Annotated in this window: 16 protein-coding genes and 5 tRNA genes; 12 read left to right on the top strand and 9 right to left on the bottom strand. The window is 70.5% G+C overall.

All coding sequences use genetic code 11. From position 1 onward, the window contains the following. Together ABZZ17_RS21690 and ABZZ17_RS21685 are read left to right on the top strand one after the other, a co-directional pair. The coding region (locus ABZZ17_RS21690; RefSeq protein WP_356877921.1) for a carboxyl transferase domain-containing protein at positions 1–219 on the top strand (219 nt) is incomplete at its 5' end. Positions 220–239: 20 nt separating this feature from the next. Then, positions 240–434 carry an acyl-CoA carboxylase subunit epsilon gene (locus ABZZ17_RS21685; RefSeq protein WP_356877920.1) on the top strand — a complete coding sequence of 65 codons (195 nt, stop codon included), beginning with the start codon at positions 240–242 and terminating at the stop codon, positions 432–434. Between the two features lie 430 nt (positions 435–864). Here ABZZ17_RS21685 and ABZZ17_RS21680 read toward each other — a convergent pair whose 3' ends face one another. The 8 genes from ABZZ17_RS21680 to ABZZ17_RS21645 form a co-directional block, all read right to left on the bottom strand. Further along, the gene (locus ABZZ17_RS21680) at positions 865–1,449 is read right to left on the bottom strand and encodes an ATP/GTP-binding protein (protein ID WP_007266770.1); all 585 of its coding nucleotides are present in this window, start codon (positions 1,447–1,449) and stop codon (positions 865–867) included. After that, a complete protein-coding gene (locus ABZZ17_RS21675; protein WP_356877919.1) occupies positions 1,430–1,990 on the bottom strand; it encodes a DUF742 domain-containing protein in 561 nt (186 codons plus the stop codon). The genes ABZZ17_RS21680 and ABZZ17_RS21675 overlap by 20 nt, the downstream gene beginning before the upstream one ends. 93 nt (positions 1,991–2,083) lie before the next feature. Further along, a complete protein-coding gene (locus ABZZ17_RS21670; RefSeq protein WP_030037347.1) occupies positions 2,084–2,497 on the bottom strand; it encodes a roadblock/LC7 domain-containing protein in 414 nt (137 codons plus the stop codon). 10 nt (positions 2,498–2,507) lie between these two features. Beyond that, on the bottom strand, positions 2,508–5,696 hold the full coding sequence (locus ABZZ17_RS21665) for a nitrate- and nitrite sensing domain-containing protein (protein ID WP_356877918.1): 3,189 nt from the start codon (positions 5,694–5,696) through the stop codon (positions 2,508–2,510). 292 nt (positions 5,697–5,988) lie between these two features. Continuing rightward, the gene (locus ABZZ17_RS21660; RefSeq protein WP_266573764.1) at positions 5,989–6,573 is read right to left on the bottom strand and encodes an ATP/GTP-binding protein; all 585 of its coding nucleotides are present in this window, start codon (positions 6,571–6,573) and stop codon (positions 5,989–5,991) included. Further along, positions 6,554–6,946 (bottom strand): DUF742 domain-containing protein, encoded by a 393-nt coding sequence (locus tag ABZZ17_RS21655; protein WP_329442171.1) that lies wholly within the window; start codon positions 6,944–6,946, stop codon positions 6,554–6,556. The genes ABZZ17_RS21660 and ABZZ17_RS21655 overlap by 20 nt, the downstream gene beginning before the upstream one ends. Before the next feature lie 153 nt (positions 6,947–7,099). Then, positions 7,100–7,513, bottom strand: a complete 414-nt coding sequence (locus ABZZ17_RS21650) for a roadblock/LC7 domain-containing protein (RefSeq protein ID WP_008739864.1) — start codon at positions 7,511–7,513, stop codon at positions 7,100–7,102. A 9-nt stretch (positions 7,514–7,522) separates the two neighbouring features. After that, positions 7,523–11,380: a nitrate- and nitrite sensing domain-containing protein gene (locus ABZZ17_RS21645; protein WP_356877917.1), complete on the bottom strand. Its 3,858-nt coding sequence runs from the start codon at positions 11,378–11,380 to the stop codon at positions 7,523–7,525. A 578-nt stretch (positions 11,381–11,958) separates the two neighbouring features. On the opposite strand from ABZZ17_RS21645, the gene ABZZ17_RS21640 reads away from it, so the two are divergent. From ABZZ17_RS21640 to ABZZ17_RS21600, 9 genes are all read left to right on the top strand, one after another. Beyond that, the gene (locus tag ABZZ17_RS21640) at positions 11,959–12,144 is read left to right on the top strand and encodes a hypothetical protein (protein WP_356877916.1); all 186 of its coding nucleotides are present in this window, start codon (positions 11,959–11,961) and stop codon (positions 12,142–12,144) included. A gap of 97 nt (positions 12,145–12,241) precedes the next feature. Continuing rightward, a complete protein-coding gene (locus tag ABZZ17_RS21635; RefSeq protein WP_356877915.1) occupies positions 12,242–13,048 on the top strand; it encodes a fumarylacetoacetate hydrolase family protein in 807 nt (268 codons plus the stop codon). After that, entirely contained in the window at positions 13,041–14,516 is a 1,476-nt protein-coding gene (gene gltX, locus ABZZ17_RS21630) for a glutamate--tRNA ligase (RefSeq protein ID WP_356877914.1), read from the top strand. Before ABZZ17_RS21635 ends, gltX begins: the two co-directional genes overlap by 8 nt. A 161-nt stretch (positions 14,517–14,677) precedes the next feature. Then, on the top strand, positions 14,678–15,406 hold the full coding sequence (locus ABZZ17_RS21625) for an HAD family hydrolase (RefSeq protein ID WP_356877913.1): 729 nt from the start codon (positions 14,678–14,680) through the stop codon (positions 15,404–15,406). An 85-nt stretch (positions 15,407–15,491) separates the two neighbouring features. Next, positions 15,492–15,563, top strand: a tRNA-Gln gene (locus tag ABZZ17_RS21620). A gap of 27 nt (positions 15,564–15,590) precedes the next feature. Then, positions 15,591–15,663: transfer RNA gene (locus ABZZ17_RS21615), tRNA-Glu, on the top strand. A gap of 63 nt (positions 15,664–15,726) precedes the next feature. After that, positions 15,727–15,799, top strand: a tRNA-Glu gene (locus ABZZ17_RS21610). A gap of 27 nt (positions 15,800–15,826) precedes the next feature. Then, positions 15,827–15,898: transfer RNA gene (locus ABZZ17_RS21605), tRNA-Gln, on the top strand. 14 nt (positions 15,899–15,912) lie between these two features. Continuing rightward, positions 15,913–15,985: transfer RNA gene (locus ABZZ17_RS21600), tRNA-Glu, on the top strand. A gap of 168 nt (positions 15,986–16,153) precedes the next feature. Here the strand turns inward: ABZZ17_RS21600 and ndgR are convergent. Continuing rightward, positions 16,154–16,870, bottom strand: coding sequence for an IclR family transcriptional regulator NdgR (ndgR, locus tag ABZZ17_RS21595; protein ID WP_112450208.1), 717 nt, complete (start codon positions 16,868–16,870; stop codon positions 16,154–16,156). A 184-nt stretch (positions 16,871–17,054) separates the two neighbouring features. Here ndgR and leuC point away from each other — a divergent pair, with 184 nt between their 5' ends. Next, positions 17,055–18,479, top strand: a complete 1,425-nt coding sequence (gene leuC, locus ABZZ17_RS21590) for a 3-isopropylmalate dehydratase large subunit (protein WP_356877912.1) — start codon at positions 17,055–17,057, stop codon at positions 18,477–18,479.

Raw genomic sequence — 18,479 nt, 5'->3', positions numbered from 1 at the left:
CAGATCGCGGACGCCGAGGATCCCGAGGCGATGCGCGCGCGGATGGTCAAGGAGTACAAGGCCGAGCTGATGCACCCGTACTACGCGGCCGAGCGCGGTCTCGTCGACGACGTCATCGATCCCGCGGAAACCCGTGAGGTACTCGCGAGCGCCCTCGCGATGCTCCGCACCAAGCACGCCGACCTGCCGTCGCGCAAGCACGGCAACCCGCCGCAGTAACCGAAGGAGACATGCCACCGATGAGCATCGCCACCGACACCCTGCTGAAGGTCGAGAAGGGCAACGCCGAGCCCGAGGAGCTGGCCGCGATCACCGCGATCCTGCTCGCCCGCGCCGCCGCCACCCCCGAGGCCGCCAGCGCCCCCGCCGCCCCGGCCGGCTGGCGCCGCCTGGAGCGCAGCCGCGGCTTCCAGGCACCGCACAGCTGGCGCTGACCCCTCCACCGCAGCTCTTCCCACGGCCGCTCAGCCGAACCGGACCCCCACGCCCCTCGGGCAGCGGGTCCAGGTCCGGCGGGCGGCCGTCGGCCGTGGTGCACCCGTTCAGGCGGTGCGCGCACGGCAGAGCGACCGCGCAGAGCGGGTCCGCGCCCGGAGGAGGGCCGTCAAGGGGCGCCCGTAGCCGGGGAGTTGCTCCGGTCCCGGGCCGCACGGGAGCCGCCTCGCGGCGCAGCAGGGCCGCTGGGCGTCGCCCAGCGCCGCTCCGGCCCCGACCCGCCCACCGGCCGTCCCGGGCCGTCACGGCGGCGGCCACGTCCTCGGACCGCCCCCTCCGCCAGAAGCACAGAAGCACAGAAGCCCAGAAGCCCAGAACGCCGGGAACCCGTATCGGGTTCCCGGCGTTCCGCGCGAAGAGGTGCCGCGACTACCGCAGGCGGGCCATCAGCGCGTGCTCGACCAGGGTGATGAGCGCGCTCTTGGCGTCCGCGCGGTGGCGGGCGTCGGTGGTGATGATGGGGGCGTCCGGGCCGATCTGCAGGGCCTCGCGGACTTCCTCCGGCGTGTAGGGCTGGTGCCCGTCGAAGCCGTTGAGCGCGATCACGAACGGCAGGCCGCTGTTCTCGAAGTAGTCCACTGCGGGGAAGCAGTCCGCCAGGCGACGGGTGTCCACGAGCACGACGGCGCCGATGGCGCCGCGGACGAGGTCGTCCCACATGAACCAGAAGCGGTCCTGGCCGGGGGTACCGAAGAGGTACAGGATCAGGTCCTGGTCCAGGGTGATGCGGCCGAAGTCCATGGCGACCGTGGTGGTCGTCTTGTCACCGGTGTGGGTGAGGTCGTCGATGCCCGCGCTGGCGGACGTCATCACGGCCTCGGTGCGCAGCGGGTTGATCTCGGAGACCGCGCCGACGAACGTGGTCTTGCCCACGCCGAAGCCGCCCGCGACCACGATCTTCGCGGAGGTGGTGGAGCGGGGAGCCGCTCCGCCGTTAGAGCTTGCGAAGTCCACTGAGCACCCTTTCGAGCAGTGTCACATCTGGCTGGCCGCCGGCAGACTCGTCGCCGCCGGGCTGGTGAATGGCGACAAGGCCCGCCTCCGCCAGGTCGGCGACGAGGATGCGGGCGACACCAAGAGGAATGGAGAGAAGTGCCGAGATCTCCGCTACGGATTTGATCTCCTGGCACAGACGGCAGATGCGCTGGTGCTCGGGCAACTGCCCTTGCAGCCGCGCGGGATCGGCCGTGGTGCTGACCAGCGCCTCGATGGCGAGCTGGTAGCGCGGCCGGGTACGGCCGCCGGTCATGGCGTACGGACGCACCAGCGGGTTGTGCGCCTTCGGAGCCTGCGGGTGAGCAGACCTCATGGGCTGCTGCGAAGGCCGCTGGGACTGCGGAGGCTGCTGGGGCTGGCCGTACTGCTGTTGCTGGTAGGGGTTGTGCTCCGGCACCGGCCGGCTGGGAGCGGAGGGGAAGTTGAATCGGTTCTGGTCGTGCTGCCCACCCTGCGGCTGCTGCGCGCCGCCATAAGGATGTCCTCCGGGTGTTGTCACGTTTCCTCCTCCGACTCCAAGAACGCAGTACTCCCTGTGGAACCGCGCCACCGCACCCTATGGTGCGGTGACGCGAAACGCACTGCCTGTTTGCTAGTTGAGAAGACTTCCCTGGAGCTCCGCGCGCAGGTCCGGGGTGAGGACGCTGCCGGCGCGGTCCACGAGGAGGGCCATCTCGTAGCCCACGAGGCCGATGTCGCACTCGGGGTGCGCGAGCACCGCGAGCGAGGATCCGTCGGAGACCGACATGAGGAAGAGGAACCCCCGGTCCATCTCCACGACGGTCTGGTTGACGGCGCCACCCTCGAAGATCCGGGAGGCTCCGGCGGTCAGCGACGTCAGACCGGAGGCCACGGCCGCCAGCTGATCGGCGCGGTCGCGCGGGAATCCGTCGGACATCGCCAGAAGAAGGCCGTCGGCGGAGACCACCACCGTGTGGGACACCCCAGGGGTGTTGTCCACGAAGTTGGTGATCAACCAGTTCAGGTTCTGTGCCGCCTGGCTCATCGGGCTCACACTAACGCTCCTGGTCATAGCTGTTACTTGACTGCTCGGATCCCGCGCTGCGTCCCTGCTGGACACCGCGCCGCAGGTTGCTCAACCTGCCGCGGACGTCCTCCGGTGCGCGGGAGACCTGGGGGCCGCCCTGCGGGGTCGTCTCCGCAGCGCCCTCGACCAGGTTGGCCTTGGGCACCCGCCGAGGGAGACCGGACGGGGTGACCCCGCCCGCCTTCGGCTCACGGAGTTTGCCGGCCTGCTGCCAGCGCTCGTCGTTCGTCGAGCGCCAGGCCTCGGGGCCTTCCGCATCCGCCGTCGCCCGCTTCGGTTCGGCGGGCTGCTGCTGACGCTGCGGCCGCTGCTCGAAGAGAGATCCGGTGGACTCCGCTTCCTGCTGTGCCGGCTGCCACTGCTGCTGGCTGCCGCGTCGCGGCAGGCCCGCTCCGGTCATCTCGTGACCGGTGTCGGCAGCGGCGCCCGGACGGTCGAAGCCTACGCGGTCCCGAGCCGGTTCGGGAGCGGCCTGGGATTCCGATTCGGTCCCGTAATTCTGCTGGTAGGCGCCCGAATAGGTGTTCTGCTCGGGCCACTCGGAAGGCTGGGCCTGCTCCTCGTAGCCACCCTCGTACGAGGGAGCGGGCTGCTGCGGGTTCTGGTAGCCGACTTCCGGATAGGCGTAGCCCTGGTCCGGGTACGACTCGTAGCCCGACTGCTGCGGCGCGGCTTCGTAGGAGTTCTCGTAGCCCTGCGCGGACGGCTCCTCATAGCCCTGGTACGGCTGGTAGCCGTGTTCCGGTTGAGGTTCCGGATAGTCCTGCGCGGGGTACTCGGGCTGCGCCTGCGGGTAGCCGACCTGAGCCTCCAGGGCGGCCCTGCGCTCCTCGCGGCCTAGGGACCGCACGACCGGGTCGGCGGGCTGGACTTCGGCGTTCCGGTCGCCCTGGCGGTCGTAGGCGGAGTCGTCGAACCCGAGTTCGGCGGCCGTCCGCAGCGGGGCGGCCTGCTGGGTCTTCTGCTCCGGGATGATCGAGGAGACCGTGAAGTCGTCGTCCGGTATGCCCTCGCCGCCGCCACCGTGGGTGATGGCGTCGGGGAGCATCACCAGCGAGGTGGTGCCCGCGGCCTCGCCCGAGGGGCGCAGCTGGACGCGGATGCTGTGGCGGTCCGCCAGCCGGCCGACCACGAACAGACCCATGCGCTGCGAGATCGCGGCGTCCACGGTCGGCGGGTTGGCCAGCTTGTGGTTGATGTCCGCGAAGTCCTCGGCGGTGAGGCCGATGCCCTTGTCGTGGATCTCGACCATCACGCGGCCGTCGGGCAGACGCGTGGCGTTGACGCGGACCTTGGTCTGCGGGGAGGAGAACGTGGTGGCGTTCTCCAGCAGCTCGGCGAGCAGGTGCACGAGGTCGGTCACGGCTTGGCCGTGGATCTCGGCCTCGGAGACGCCCGAGAGCTCGATGCGCTCGTACTGCTCCACCTCGGAGGAGGCGGCGCGCAGGACGTCGACGAGGGGGACCGGCTGGTCCCAGCGGCGGCCCGGGTTCTCACCCGCGAGGATGAGCAGGTTCTCGCCGTTGCGGCGCATACGGGTGGCCAGGTGGTCCAGGCGGAAGAGGTTCTCCAGCTGGTCCGGGTCGGCCTCGTTGTTCTCCAGGTCGGTGATGAGGGTCAGCTGGCCCTCGATCAGCGACTGGTTGCGCATGGAGAGGTTCGTGAAGATCGCGTTGACGTTCCCTCGCAGGAGCGCCTGCTCGGCGGCGAGCCGGACCGCTTCCCGGTGGACCTGGTCGAAGGCGCGGGCGACCTCGCCGATCTCGTCCTGGGAAGTGATCGGAATCGGCTCGACCCGGGTGTCCACCTTGCCGGGGTCGGTCCGCGAGAGCTGGTCGACGAGCATCGGCAGGCGCTGCTCGGCGATGTCGAAGGCCGAGCTGCGCAGGCGGCGCATCGCGCGGCCCATCTGGCGGGCCATCATGCCGGCCAGGATGAAGGCGGCGAGCAGGGCCACGACCACGATCGCGCCGGTCAGGATGGCGTCGCCGCGGGACTCGTCGGAAACCGCGACGGCGTCGTTGACGGCCTTGTCGAGGAGTTCCTTCTCGATCTCCGCGTAGCCGTCGAACTTGGCGGTGGCGGCGGCCTGCCAGGCGGCCGGCGTCGTGCCGTCCTGCGCCAGCTTCGTGTTCTTCGCGCCGCTGGCTATCGCCTCGGTCATACCGGTGAGCGGGGAGCCGTTGACCACGGGCGGAGCCTTGAAGACGGCGCCGGACTGCTCGGCGGCCTGCTTGGCCTGCGCGAGCTTGGCCGCCCCCTCCTGGGACTTCTTGCCCATGACCTCCTTGAGCCGGTTCGTGTCCTCGTCGGTGCCGGCGGCGACGTACTCGCCGATGGCGATCTCTTCGAGGTAGGCGTAGGAGGAGAAGGCGACGAGCTGGGCCTTGCGGATCTCCTCGTTCTCGTTCGGACGCACCAGCAGGTGTGTGCCGACGGAACGCTGGAGGGAGTTCGCGGCCTTCGCCAGCTCGATCGCGTAGACCATGCGGCCGTAGCTGGTGACGTTGCCGGTGCCCAGGCCGAGTTCGTTCGAGAACTGCATGAGGTAGTGCTGGACCAGCACGTACCCCTCTTCGGTCGGGATGGGGCCCGCCGAGGCCGGGAGGTTCTTCTTGGCCGACTCGGGAACGGCGTAGGCCGTCTTGCGGACCTGCTCCAGCTTCGGCTCCTCCTGACGGAAGAGCTCCAGGCGGCGCTCCAGGCCCTGCTTCGCGGGCAGGTCCTTCGCGGCCTGGGCGAACTTGGCCTTCGCCGCGTCGGTGGCGGCGTACGACTTCGCCACGGCGTCGCTGCTGCGCTCGCCCTTGAGGAGGGGTTCGGCGGTCAGGTCGCGCTCGTTGAGGAGGGCCTGGCCGTACTCGGCCGCCGCCTGGACGATGCGCGCAGTCTTCTCGGCGTCCTTCGCCTCGTTCCAGGTGTCTACGGAACCCTTGACCTGGAATCCGCCCATGACCAGTCCGACGAGGACGGGCACGAGGAGGATGGCGTTCAGACGGGTCGGCACGCGCCAGTTGCGCGGCGAGAACTTGCTGGTGCTGCCGCCGGCCGTGGGTGGGTCCACGGGTACGTCGACGGATGACGTGGCCGCGCGTGGCGGCGGGGTGAAGTTGCCGCGCGCGGGTTCATCCGCGGGGCTCGAGTTGCTTCGCCTCACTCGACCAACAACCTCTCGGCGGTGCTACTAGCTAGTTCGTTGAATTCCAGCACGGTTGACGGCAGTGTTCCAAACAGTTGAAAACGACCATTCCCAGAGCCTTACGCCCCACATAAACCGGACATAAAGAGCGACCTGCGGCAAAAGCGGGGCCAGTTGTGCGCGCAGCGGCACCGGCCGAACGCACCCCGTGTCCGGGCGGCGGTAATTCTCTGTCGAAACGTTATGAACGAAGGGGGCGGGCCGTGTCGTATGACACAGCCCGCCCCCGCGTACGGCCTTGGGAACCGTGCTACTTGAGCCGCGCCATCAGCGCGTGCTCGACGAGCGTGATGAGCGCGCTCTTGGCGTCCGCGCGGTGGCGGGCGTCGGTGGTGATGATGGGGGCGTCCGGGCCGATCTGCAGGGCCTCGCGGACCTCCTCCGGCGTGTAGGGCTGATGTCCCTCGAAGCCGTTGAGGGCCACGACGAACGGCAGCCCGCTGTTCTCGAAGTAGTCCACGGCCGGGAAGCAGTCCGCCAGCCGCCGCGTGTCGACCAGCACGATGGCACCGATGGCGCCGCGGACGAGGTCGTCCCACATGAACCAGAAGCGGTCCTGGCCGGGGGTACCGAAGAGGTACAGGATCAGGTCCTGGTCCAGGGTGATGCGGCCGAAGTCCATGGCGACCGTGGTGGTCGTCTTGTCACCGGTGTGGGTGAGGTCGTCGATGCCCGCGCTGGCGGACGTCATCACGGCCTCGGTGCGCAGCGGGTTGATCTCGGAGACCGCGCCGACGAACGTGGTCTTGCCCACGCCGAAGCCGCCCGCGACCACGATCTTCGCGGAGGTGGTGGAGCGAGGAGCCGCTCCGCCGTCAGAGCTTGCGAAGTCCACTGAGAACCCTCTCGAGCAGCGTTACATCCGGCGTTCCGCCGGCCTCTCCATTGCCCGGCTGGTGGATGGCCACCATTCCGGCCTCCGCCAGGTCGGCGACGAGGATCCGGGCGACACCGAGCGGCATCGACAGCAGTGCGGAGACCTCCGCGACCGACTTCACCTCACGGCAGAGCGTGCAGATGCGCTGGTGCTCCGGCAGCAGGCTGGAGAGGTGCATCGGATCGGCCGTGGTGCTGACCAGCGCCTCGATGGCGAGCTGGTAGCGCGGACGGGTCCGGCCACCGGTCATCGCGTACGGACGTACCAGCGGCTGGTCGCCTTCCGAGTACGAGTCTCCGTACGCATCGGGATAGGCGGGGGGCGGGGTCATTGATCCTCCGGGCTGGACAGCAGTGGTCAGCGTGCCGTCTGACGGGGCGGCCGGTGGGGGGAGACGTGATGACGGCCTGGCGGGGGTACTGGGTACCGGGGGTGGGGTCCCGGTCTCCCGGCCGGAAGTACCGTCCGGCCGGGAGGGGTGAGGTCAGATGAGCAGGCTTCCCTGAAGCTCGGCGCGCAGGTCCGGGGTGAGGACGCTGCCCGCGCGGTCCACGAGGAGGGCCATTTCGTAGCCCACGAGGCCGATGTCGCACTCGGGGTGCGCGAGCACGGCCAGCGAGGATCCGTCAGAGACGGACATGAGGAAGAGGAATCCCCGGTCCATCTCGACGACGGTCTGGTTGACGGCGCCGCCCTCGAAGATGCGGGAGGCGCCGGCGGTCAGCGACGTCAGACCGGAGGCCACGGCCGCCAGCTGGTCGGCGCGGTCACGGGGGAATCCTTCGGACATGGCCAGAAGGAGTCCGTCGGCGGAAACCACCACCGTGTGGGACACCCCAGGGGTGTTGTCCACGAAGTTGGTGATCAACCAGTTCAGGTTCTGTGCCGCCTGGCTCATCGAACTCAACTATCGCTCCTGCTGGTAAGTGGGGTCGATGTGGTAACTGCCGGTCGCGGGGCCGGTGGTGCCGGCCTGGCGCCCCTGCTGGATACCGCGTCGGAGGTTGGTGAGACGGCCGCGGACGTCGTCCGGAGCACGCGATACCTGCGGGCCCGCCTGGGCTTCGGCCTGCTGCTGCGCGGTGCCGGCCACGAGGTTCGCCCGCGGTACCCGGCGGGGCAGCCCCGACGTCGTGATCCCTCCGGCGGCGGGCTGACGGACGCGTTCGGCCTGTCGCATCAGCTCGTCGTTGGGGGAGGAGCGCCAGCTGACCGTCGGCGTGCTGCCGGTCACCGCGGCGGCGGGCTCGGCGGCGGCGAGCTCCTGGCCGCGCTGCGCCTGCTGCTGCTGCGGACGCTGCTGGTGCTGCTGAGGCTGCTGAGGCTGCTGGGGTACGGCAGGTGCCTGCGCGGGGGGCTGCTCGCCCTCCTCGCGGAACCAGTTCGACTCCAGCGTGTCGAAGATCGGGCTGCGGGCCTCGCCCGAGGGCTGCGCGGGCGCCGGCGGCAGGGCCTCGGGCTGGTGGGCCTGGGGCAGCCGCGGCGCGTCGGGACGCGGAGCCGGAACGGGCGCCGGAGCGTAACCGCCGGGCTGCTGCTCCTGCTGGGGCTGCTGGCCGTAGCCGCCGACCCCCGGGCCGCCGCTCCGCGGTGCCTGCGCGTGCGGCTGGGGCGCGGCCGGCCGGGCGAACTGGCCGGTCTGGGCCGGATCCAGCGGGCCGCCCAGCTGCGGGCGCTCGAACTGGCCCGTGGCGGACGGGTCCAGCGGACCCCGTACGTCGGGGCGCTCGAACTGGCCGGTCGTGCTGTTGGCCGGGTTGCCGCCGGTGGCCTGCGGGTACGGGGCGTTGTAGTCCGGACGGGCGAACTCGGCCGTCGAGCCGGGGCCCGAGAGCTCGTCGTGGCCGCGCGGGACCTCGTGGCCGCCCTGGCCGGCCCCCCAGCTGGCGCCCTGCGGGATCCCGGTCGGCGAACCGCCCGCGCCCGGAAGCTCCGGACGGGGCGCGCCGCCGCGCGGCGGCAGCTGCGGCCGCTTGCGCTGGACCGGGGCGGCGGGCTGCTGCTGGCCGCCCGACTGCTGCTGCGGCTGCTGGCCCTGCTGCGGCGACTGCTGCTGGCCCTGCTGTCCCTGCTGGTACTGGCCCTGCTGCCCCTGCTGGGGCTGCGGCGGCTGCGGCCGCTCGAAGCCGTTGCCCTGCGGGAAGCCGGCGGGACCGGATCCCTGCGGCGTGGCCGCCGGACGGGCCTGCGGGCCGCCGGACTGGCCGCGCGCCGGCAGCGGAGCACCGCTGCCGAAGGCGCCCTGGCCCTGACCGGTCGGAGCCGAGGGACCGCCCTGCTGCGGGCGGCCGCCCTGCGGGCCCTGACCCTGACCCTGGCCCTGACCCTGGCCCTGACCCGGGCCCTGGGGACGCTGCTGCTGACCGGGGCCACCCGGCCCACCGCCCTGACCGGGCAGTGCGGGGCGCTGCGCGCCACCGGCGACCTGCCCGCGCTGCGGACCGCCGCCCACGGGGGGACGCGCGGCTGCGCCGGGAACGGAGGCCTGGCCACCGGGGCCGGCGGGACCGCCCTGGGCTCCCGGACCGCCCTGACCCGGCATCGGAGCCGGCTTCTTGCCGCCCTGGGCGACGTCCACCGGCAGCATGACGAGGGCCGTCGTACCGCCCGAGTCGGAGGGGCGCAGCTGGATGCGGATGCCGTGTCGCAGGGACAGGCGGCCGACCACGAACAGGCCCATGCGGCGGGAGACGGAGACGTCCACGGTCGGCGGCGACGCGAGCCGCTCGTTGATCGCGGCGAGGTCCTCGGGGGAGAGGCCGATGCCGGTGTCGTGGATCTCGACGAGGACGCGGCCGTCGGGCAGCGCGTGCCCGGTGACCTTGACCTTGGTCTGCGGCGAGGAGAACGAGGTGGCGTTCTCCAGCAGCTCGGCGAGGAGGTGCACGAGGTCGTTGACGACGCGGCCGGCGACGTCGGTGCCGGGCACCGACGAGAGTTCGATGCGCTCGTACTGCTCCACCTCGGACGCCGCGGCGCGGAGCACGTCGACGAGCGGGACGGGGCGGGTCCACCGGCGGCCCGGCTCCTCGCCCGCGAGGACGAGGAGGTTTTCGCCGTTACGGCGCATGCGGGTCGCGAGGTGGTCGAGCTTGAAGAGCGAGGACAGCTGGTCCGGGTCGGCCTCGCGCGACTCCAGCTCGGAGATGAGCGAGAGCTGACGCTGGATGAGGCCCTGCGAACGGCGCGAGAGGTTGGTGAACATCGCGTTGACGTTGCCCCGGAGGAGGGCCTGCTCGGCGGCGAGGCGGACGGCCTCGCGGTGCACGTCGTCGAAGGCCGCGGCCACCTGGCCGATCTCGTCGCGGGTGTGCAGACCGACGGACTCCACGGAGGTGTCCACGTCCTGCGGGTCCGACTCGGAGAGCTGCTTGACGAGCTCGGGCAGACGGTCCTGGGCGACGCGCGTCGCGGTGTCCTGAAGGCGGCGCAGCGAGCGGATCATCGACCGGGCCATGACGAAGGCGCCGACGAGGGAGACACCGAGGACGATGAGGATCAGGGCACCGTTGATGATGGCGTCCTGCTGCGACTCGTTCTTGAGCTCGCGGGCCTTCTGCTCCATGTCCTCGAGCAGGGTCAGCTCGATGACCTTCATCGCCTGGAGCTTGGTGTCGTCGGCGTCGTACCAGTCCATCCAGGACCGGTTCTTCTCCTTGCCGAACTGCCCCTGGGTGCTGAGCACGCGGCGGGCGTAGTGGTCGGCGCTGCCGATCTCCGTGTTGCCGTCGCCGAGCGCCGCGAGGAGCTCCTCGGGCTTGCCCTGGTAGACGAGTTCGAAGGTCTTCTTCGACTGGCTCTCGCCGCGGAGGGCGGAGAGCGCGTAGAGACGGTCGTTCTCCTCCAGCTTGCCCGGCTTGTCGCCGCTCTCGGGGAGCGAGGCGGCGATGATCGCGCGCTGGATGGAGGCGTACTCCTTGGCGGAGGAGAAGGCCGCCAGGGCACGGGTGCGCTTGATCATCTCGGGGCTGGAGGTGGCCTGGGCCATGTCCTGCGAGAGGGAGAGCAGCGAGACGATCAGCGCGTTGTACTCGGTGACCGTCTGCTGGGCGCCGTTCATGTACGCCTTTTTGCGGATGTCCTCGATGCCGGTGAGCTGGCGGCCGATCTGCAGGATGTTGTTGCGGATCGACTTGAGGGTCTCGTCCTTGTCCTCCGCGCTGTCGATCTTGTCGGTCGCGGCGGTGAAGGCTTCGGCGGCGGCGTTGGTCTGCTCGCGGACACCCTGGACGAGGCTGTTGGTCTTGCCGTCCTTGACGATCGACATGGGACCGGCCGACTTGTCCCGCTCCTCCTGGAGCATGGCGGCCAGGTTGGTGGCCTGCCGGGTCATCGTCGTCAGCAGCTGCATGTGCTCCAGCTGCGAGATGTCGTTCATCGAGTCGTTGATGCGGAAGCCACCGAGCGTGGTGGCGGCGACGACCGGCAGGGTCAGCAGCGACACCAGTCGCGTGCTGATGCGCCAGTTCTGCATGCCGAGACGGGAACCGGGCCCACTGGGGGCCTTCGGTATCGCCTCGGCCGCCGGCTCGGGCGCCTCGTTCTTGCCCTTGGCCTTGCCGGGCTTGGCGGCCTTGCCGGACTTGGCGGGGTTACCCGACTTGCCACGGCCCTTCGCCTTCACCGAGGCGGAGGCGTTGGGGGCCCCTCCTTCGACAGCCGGCCCGCGGTTCTGGGCGTGCTGGGGCGAGGAGCCACGGTCGGTCCCGCCGCGCGGCTCCTGCTCCGCCGCAGCGCTGCCATCCCTCTTGAATCGTCCCTGCACTAGCGTCGCAACCTCTGGACCAGGCGCCCCGCCGGGTGACCGGTGGGGCGGTGTCGAGTCTTGGGGCACTGACGGCCCCATGGTGGTCGTCGGTGACCGGCGCGTCTCCCTCTCCGTGCCGCCGCGCTCGGCGCTGTCTCGCGCCACCTGCGCGCCGGCTGATTCCCGCGGCGGTCCCGCGAATTCCAGCACAGAGGGGGACCTCCAACAAGGTGCGTGTGTCGCCCCGGCGAGCCGGTCACGGCTTGTGACAGGTGCGCTACGCGATGTGGATCCGCTACCGGGATGAATCGGACTTACGCCAATCAAAGCTTGCGCCTGGCAAGGTGTCCCAGTCCTGATGATCAGGAGCGGAATAGCTCATTCAGTGACGCAATGTCCGTTTCGGTAACCGGAATGGGCAGCCCGAATTGCCGTGAATGTCCGGTGATTGGTGAGCAAACTCACACGGCCGTGGCCATTACTTCCCGGTTCGGCCGGGGATTCAGATGTTTAGCCTTGCCCATTGAAGGGTTGGCGCCGAGGTCGGCGCATCCGACAACCATCACCCACGACCGAGCCGAGGGCCCCAGACTCCGATGAAGACGACGATGATGTTCCGCAACATAGCCAACCCCCGCCGCACCACCCTGGCGCACCTGAAGGACGCCGAGGACCTGCAGGCGGCCCCGGCCACCCCGGAGCACTCCGTCGAGCTGCCGGCCCAGACCGCGAACCCCCGCCGCACCGTCCTGATGGACGCCCCGGTCGCCGCCGCGCAGTAGCCGCCCGGGCACGGAGCGCCGAACGCCCCCGCCCACCGCGTTAGCCTGGAGTCCGCAGACTCCAGCCAGCGGAAATACAGAGGGGCAGACGCAACACGTGCGCATCGCCAGGTTCTCGATCGACGGCAATGTCGCCTTCGGCGCGGTCGAGGGCGATGCCGCCCCCGGCGCCGGAAGCGAGCTCGTCCTCGACATCATCAAGGGCATCCCCTTCGCGGACTTCGAGCTCTCCGGCACGAAGGTCCCGCTGAGCAAGGTCCGGCTGCTCCCGCCCGTGCTCCCGAACAAGGTCGTGGCCGTCGGCCGCAACTACGCGGAGCACGCGGCGGAGCTGGGCCACTCCATCGTCGACGACCAAGGCCGTCCGGAAGCCCCGATCGTCTTCTTCAAGCCCTCCACCTCGGTGGTCGGCCCGGGCGACCCGATCGCGTACCCCTCCTTCTCCCAGGACCTCCACCACGAGGCGGAGCTCGCCGTGGTCATCGGCCGCATGTGCCGCGAGGTCCCGAAGGAGCGCGTCAAGGACGTGATCCTCGGTTACACCTGCGCCAACGACGTCACCGCCCGCGACGTCCAGCAGCGGGAGAAGCAGTGGGCCCGGGCCAAGGGCTTCGACAGCTCCTGCCCCCTCGGCCCCTGGATCGAGACCGACCTCGACCCGAGCGACCTGACCGTCCAGTGCACCGTCAACGGCGAACAGCGCCAGCTCGGCCGCACCAGCGACATGGTCCGCTCCATCGAGGACCTCATCGTGCACATCAGCGAGGCCATGACGCTGCTCCCGGGCGACGTCATCCTCACGGGGACCCCGGCCGGAGTCGGCCCCCTCAACGTCGGCGACGAGGTCGCCGTCACCATCGAAGGCATCGGCACTCTCACCAACAAGGTGATCAAGCGTGGTTAACGGACCTGTCCGCGTACGTTTCTGTCCCTCCCCGACCGGCAACCCCCACGTGGGCCTGGTCCGCACCGCCCTCTTCAACTGGGCGTTCGCGCGCCACCACGGCGGTACGTTCGTCTTCCGCATCGAGGACACCGACGCGGCCCGCGACTCCGAGGAGTCGTACGTCCAGCTGCTCGACTCGCTGCGCTGGCTCGGCTTCACCTGGGACGAGGGCCCCGAGGTCGGCGGCCCGCACGCCCCGTACCGCCAGTCCCAGCGCATGGACATCTACGCGGACGTCGCGAAGAAGCTCCAGGACGGCGGCTACGCCTACGCCTGCTACTGCACCACCGAGGAGCTCGACCAGCGCCGCGACGCCGCCCGCGCGGCCGGCAAGCCCTCGGGCTACGACGGCCACTGCCGCGACCTCACCGACGGGCAGAAGGCGGCGTACGAGGCCGAGGGCCGCGCCTCGATCGTCCGCTTCCGGATGCCCGACGAGACCATCACCTTCACGGACCTGGTCCGCGGCGAGATCTCGGTCACCCCGGAGAACGTGCCGGACTTCGGCATCGTCCGGGCCAACGGCGCCCCGCTGTACACCCTGGTCAACCCGGTCGACGACGCGCTGATGGAGATCACGCACGTCCTGCGCGGCGAGGACCTGCTGTCCTCCACCCCCCGCCAGATCGCCCTGTACCGGGCGCTGATCGAGCTGGGCGTCGCCAAGGGCGTCCCGGAGTTCGGCCACCTGCCGTACGTCATGGGCGAGGGCAACAAGAAGCTCTCCAAGCGCGACCCCGAGTCCTCGCTCAACCTGTACCGCGAGCGCGGCTTCCTCCCCGAGGGCCTGCTGAACTACCTCTCGCTCCTCGGCTGGTCCTTCTCCAAGGACCAGGACATCTTCTCGATCGAGGAGATGGTGGCGAAGTTCGACATTCCGGACGTCAACGCCAACCCGGCCCGCTTCGACCTCAAGAAGGCCGAGGCGATCAACGCCGACCACATCCGCCGCCTCGACCCGAAGGCCTTCGCGGACGCCTGCGCCCCCTGGCTCACGGCCCCGCACGCCAACTGGGCGCCCGAGGACTTCGACACCGAGGCCTGGGCCCGCATCGCCCCGCACGCCCAGACCCGCGTCACCGTCCTGTCGGACATCACCGCGAACGTGGACTTCCTCTTCCGCCAGGAGCCCGTCGAGGACCAGGCGTCCTGGGACAAGGCCATGAAGGGCGAGCCCGCGGCCTTGCTGACGACGGCCCGCGAGAACCTGGCCGCCGCCGACTGGTCGGACCCGGAGTCCCTCAAGCAGGCCGTCCTGACCGCCGGCGAGGCCCACGGCCTCAAGCTCGGCAAGGCCCAGGCCCCGGTCCGCGTCGCCGTGACCGGCCGCACCGTCGGCCTGCCGCTCTTCGAGTCCCTGGAGATCCTGGGCAAGGAGCGCTCGCTGGCCCGCATCGACGCGACCCTCGCCAAGCTCGCGGCCTGACCCGCACCACCCCGCGGGGGCGGCAGCCGATCCGGCTGCCGCCCCCGCGGCGTTGGCCCCGCACCCTGCCGGCCGTGACGCGGCGGGCGGGGCCACCTGTTCCGTGACCGACTTCCCCGTCGTGCCCCCGCCGCGCAGCGCCCCGGCGTAGGCTCGGCCGCATGCCGATCCGCGCCGTGCTGTGGGACATCGACGACACCCTCTTCGACTACACGGGTGCCGACACCGCCGGATTCGGACGCCACCTCGCCCAGGAAGGGCTGGGGGAGCGCTACGGAACCCCCGCCGAGGCCCTCGCCCTGTGGCGGCGCCTCACCGAACGGCACTGGGAGCGCTTCTCCGCCGGCGAGGTCACCTTCCAGGGCCAGCGGCAGGACCGCGTCCGGGACTTCCTCGGGGAGCCCGCGATGACGGCCGGGGAGGCCGACGTCTGGTTCGACCGCTACGTGGCCCACTACAAGGCCGCCTGGGCGCTCTTCCCGGACGTCGTGCCCGTACTGGACACCCTGGCCGGCACCTACCGGCACGGCGTGCTCTCCAACTCCTCCGTGGCCAACCAGGACCCCAAGCTGCGCCACCTCGGGCTGCGCGAGCGCTTCGAGGTGCTGGTCTGCGCCGCCGAACTCGGTGTCAGCAAACCGGAGGCGGCCGCCTTCCTCGGCGCCTGCGAGGCCCTGGGCCTGCGGCCCGCGGACGTGGCGTACGTGGGCGACCAGCCCGAGATCGACGCCCGGGGCGCCCGCGACGCGGGCCTCACGGCCGTCTGGCTCGACCGCGACGGCACGCGCGGCCCGGCACCCGACGGCGTCCACCACATCACCGGGCTCGCCCTCCTCCCCGGCGTGCTGGCCGGGGATACCCGTTTTGGAGCACGGTCAGGCATCCGGTAATGTTCTTTCTGCGCCGCCCGAGCGGGCCGGAAGGCCGGACGGAGGCGCTAACCGAACGAAAGTCCCCCAGGGGCTTGAGTTTTGGTGGGCTATAGTGTAATTGGCAACACGAGGGTTTCTGGTTCCCTTATTCTAGGTTCGAGTCCTGGTAGCCCAGCGCAGTGCAGTAGTAACGCAGTGCTTTGCCCCCGTTGTGTAGCGGCCTAGCACGCCGCCCTCTCAAGGCGGTAGCGCCGGTTCGAATCCGGTCGGGGGTACAGATCCTTCCCGCAAGATCTCCATTGGGTAGCTCCCGGACGTCTTGATGCAGGATCGCTAGGGCCCCCGTTGTGTAGCGGCCTAGCACGCCGCCCTCTCAAGGCGGTAGCGCCGGTTCGAATCCGGTCGGGGGTACTACGTCTAGCGAGGTCTAGACCACTATGGGCTATAGTGTAATTGGCAACACGAGGGTTTCTGGTTCCCTTATTCTAGGTTCGAGTCCTGGTAGCCCAGCGCAACACCAGCTAGCCCCCGTTGTGTAGCGGCCTAGCACGCCGCCCTCTCAAGGCGGTAGCGCCGGTTCGAATCCGGTCGGGGGTACGCATCGAAGAGGCCCTCCGCGATCATCGCGGAGGGCCTCTTCGCCGTTCCCGGAGCGTTCCCCCGGCTACCGGAGCGGGGTGTAAGTAAGGGCCCGGAGGCGCGAGTTCGGACGTGTGCGGCGTCGTACGCGCCCCCGGACCCGGGGGTGTGGTGAAGCGGGGCGGGTCAGCTGGAGCGGCGCAGGGCCTCCGTCAGACGTGCGGCCGCGTCGATGACGGCCTGGGCGTGCATCCGGCCCGGGTGGCGGGTCAGGCGCTCGATCGGGCCGGAGACCGACACGGAGGCCACCACGCGGTTCGACGGCCCGCGCACCGGCGCGGAGACGGAGGCCACGCCGGGCTCCCGCTCGCCGATCGACTGGGCCCAGCCCCGGCGCCGTACGCCGGACAGGGCCGTGGCCGTGAAGCGCGCGCCCTGAAGGCCGCGGTGGAGCCGCTCGGGCTCCTCCCAGGCCATCAGGATCTGCGCGGCCGAGCCCGCCTTCATGGGCAGGGTCGAGCCCACCGGGACGGTGTCCCGCAGGCCCGACAGCCGCTCGGCCGCTGCCACGCAGATGCGCATGTCGCCCTGACGCCGGTAGAGCTGCGCGCTCTCGCCCGTCACGTCACGGAGGTGCGTGAGCACCGGTCCGGCCGTTGCCAGCAGTCGGTCCTCGCCGGCCGCGGCGGCAAGCTCTGCCAGCCGCGGACCGAGGATGAACCGGCCCTGCATGTCCCTCGCCACCATCCGGTGGTGTTCCAGTGCCACGGCAAGGCGATGTGCCGTGGGTCGTGCGAGCCCTGTCGCCGCGACCAGCCCGGCGAGGGTGGCCGGACCGGACTCCAGTGCGCTCAGTACCAGAGCTGCCTTGTCGAGAACGCCGACGCCGCTAGAGTTGTCCATGAAACGATATTCACGTCTCACACTGTGAAACGCAAGTTCAATTTTTCCAAGAACAAGCGAGTCTGTATGTGCGGGTCCACGAACCACTGGGTCCGAGCCGTCGATCCGCACGGGGGGTGCGGGCGATCAGGCGCACCAGATCTCTATGAAGCGCCGGCACAACCGGCCGGCCGGAGGGAAAGCGATGGGTAGGACACTCGCGGAGAAGGTCTGGGACGACCACGTCGTCCGGCGCGCCGAAGGCGAGCCCGACCTCCTCTTCATCGATCTGCACCTGCTGCACGAGGTGACCAGCCCGCAGGCCTTCGACGGTCTGCGCCAGGCCGGCCGCAAAGTCCGACGCCTCGACCTCACCATCGCGACCGAGGACCACAACACCCCCACCATCGACATCGACAAGCCGATCGCGGACCCGGTCTCCCGGGCCCAGCTGGAGACGCTGCGCAAGAACTGCGCCGAGTTCGGCGTACGCCTGCACTCGCTGGGCGACGTCGAGCAGGGCGTCGTCCACGTCGTGGGCCCTCAGCTGGGTCTGACCCAGCCGGGCACCACCGTGGTCTGCGGCGACTCGCACACCTCCACGCACGGCGCCTTCGGCGCGCTGGCCTTCGGCATCGGCACCAGCCAGGTCGAGCACGTGCTGGCCACCCAGACGCTGCCGCTGGCCCGCCCGAAGACCATGGCCATCACCGTCACCGGCGCGCTGGCCGAGGGCGTCACCGCCAAGGACCTCATCCTGGCGATCATCGCCAAGATCGGCACCGGCGGCGGCCAGGGCTACATCCTGGAATACCGCGGCGAGGCCATCGAGAAGCTGTCGATGGAAGCCCGCATGACCATCTGCAACATGTCGATCGAGGCCGGTGCCCGCGCGGGCATGATCGCCCCCGACCGGACCACCTTCGACTACCTCCAGGGACGCGACCACGCCCCCGTCGGCGAGGACTGGGACGCGGCCGTCGCGTACTGGAAGACCCTGCGCACCGACGACGACGCCGTCTTCGACGCCGAGGTCGTCATCGACGGCACCACGCTGTCCCCGTTCGTCACCTGGGGCACCAACCCGGGCCAGGGCGCGCCGCTGTCGGCCAACGTCCCCGACCCGGCTTCGTACGAGGACGCTTCGGAGCGCCACGCCGCCGAAAAGGCCCTGGAGTACATGGGGTTGACCGCCGGCCAGCCGCTGCGGGACATCAAGGTCGACACCGTCTTCGTAGGTTCCTGCACCAACGGCCGCATCGAGGACCTGCGTGCCGTCGCCGGGATCGTCGAGGGCCGCAAAGTCGCGGACGGCGTACGGATGCTGGTCGTCCCCGGCTCCGTCCGGGTCGCGCTCCAGGCCGTGGAGGAGGGTCTGGACAGGGTCTTCAAGGAGGCCGGCGCCGAATGGCGGCACGCGGGCTGCTCGATGTGTCTGGGCATGAACCCCGACCAGTTGGCCCCCGGTGAGCGCTCCGCGTCCACCTCCAACCGCAACTTCGAGGGCCGGCAGGGCAAGGGCGGACGCACCCACCTGGTCTCCCCGCAGGTGGCCGCCGCCACCGCGGTACTGGGCCACCTGGCCTCGCCCGCCGACCTGTCCGCCGCCGACGCGACCGCCGGAGTCTGA

The organism is Streptomyces sp. NPDC006512, assembly GCF_040611935.1.
Taxonomy (GTDB): Bacteria; Actinomycetota; Actinomycetes; order Streptomycetales; family Streptomycetaceae; genus Streptomyces.
This window is presented reverse-complemented; position numbering and strand designations above follow the sequence as displayed.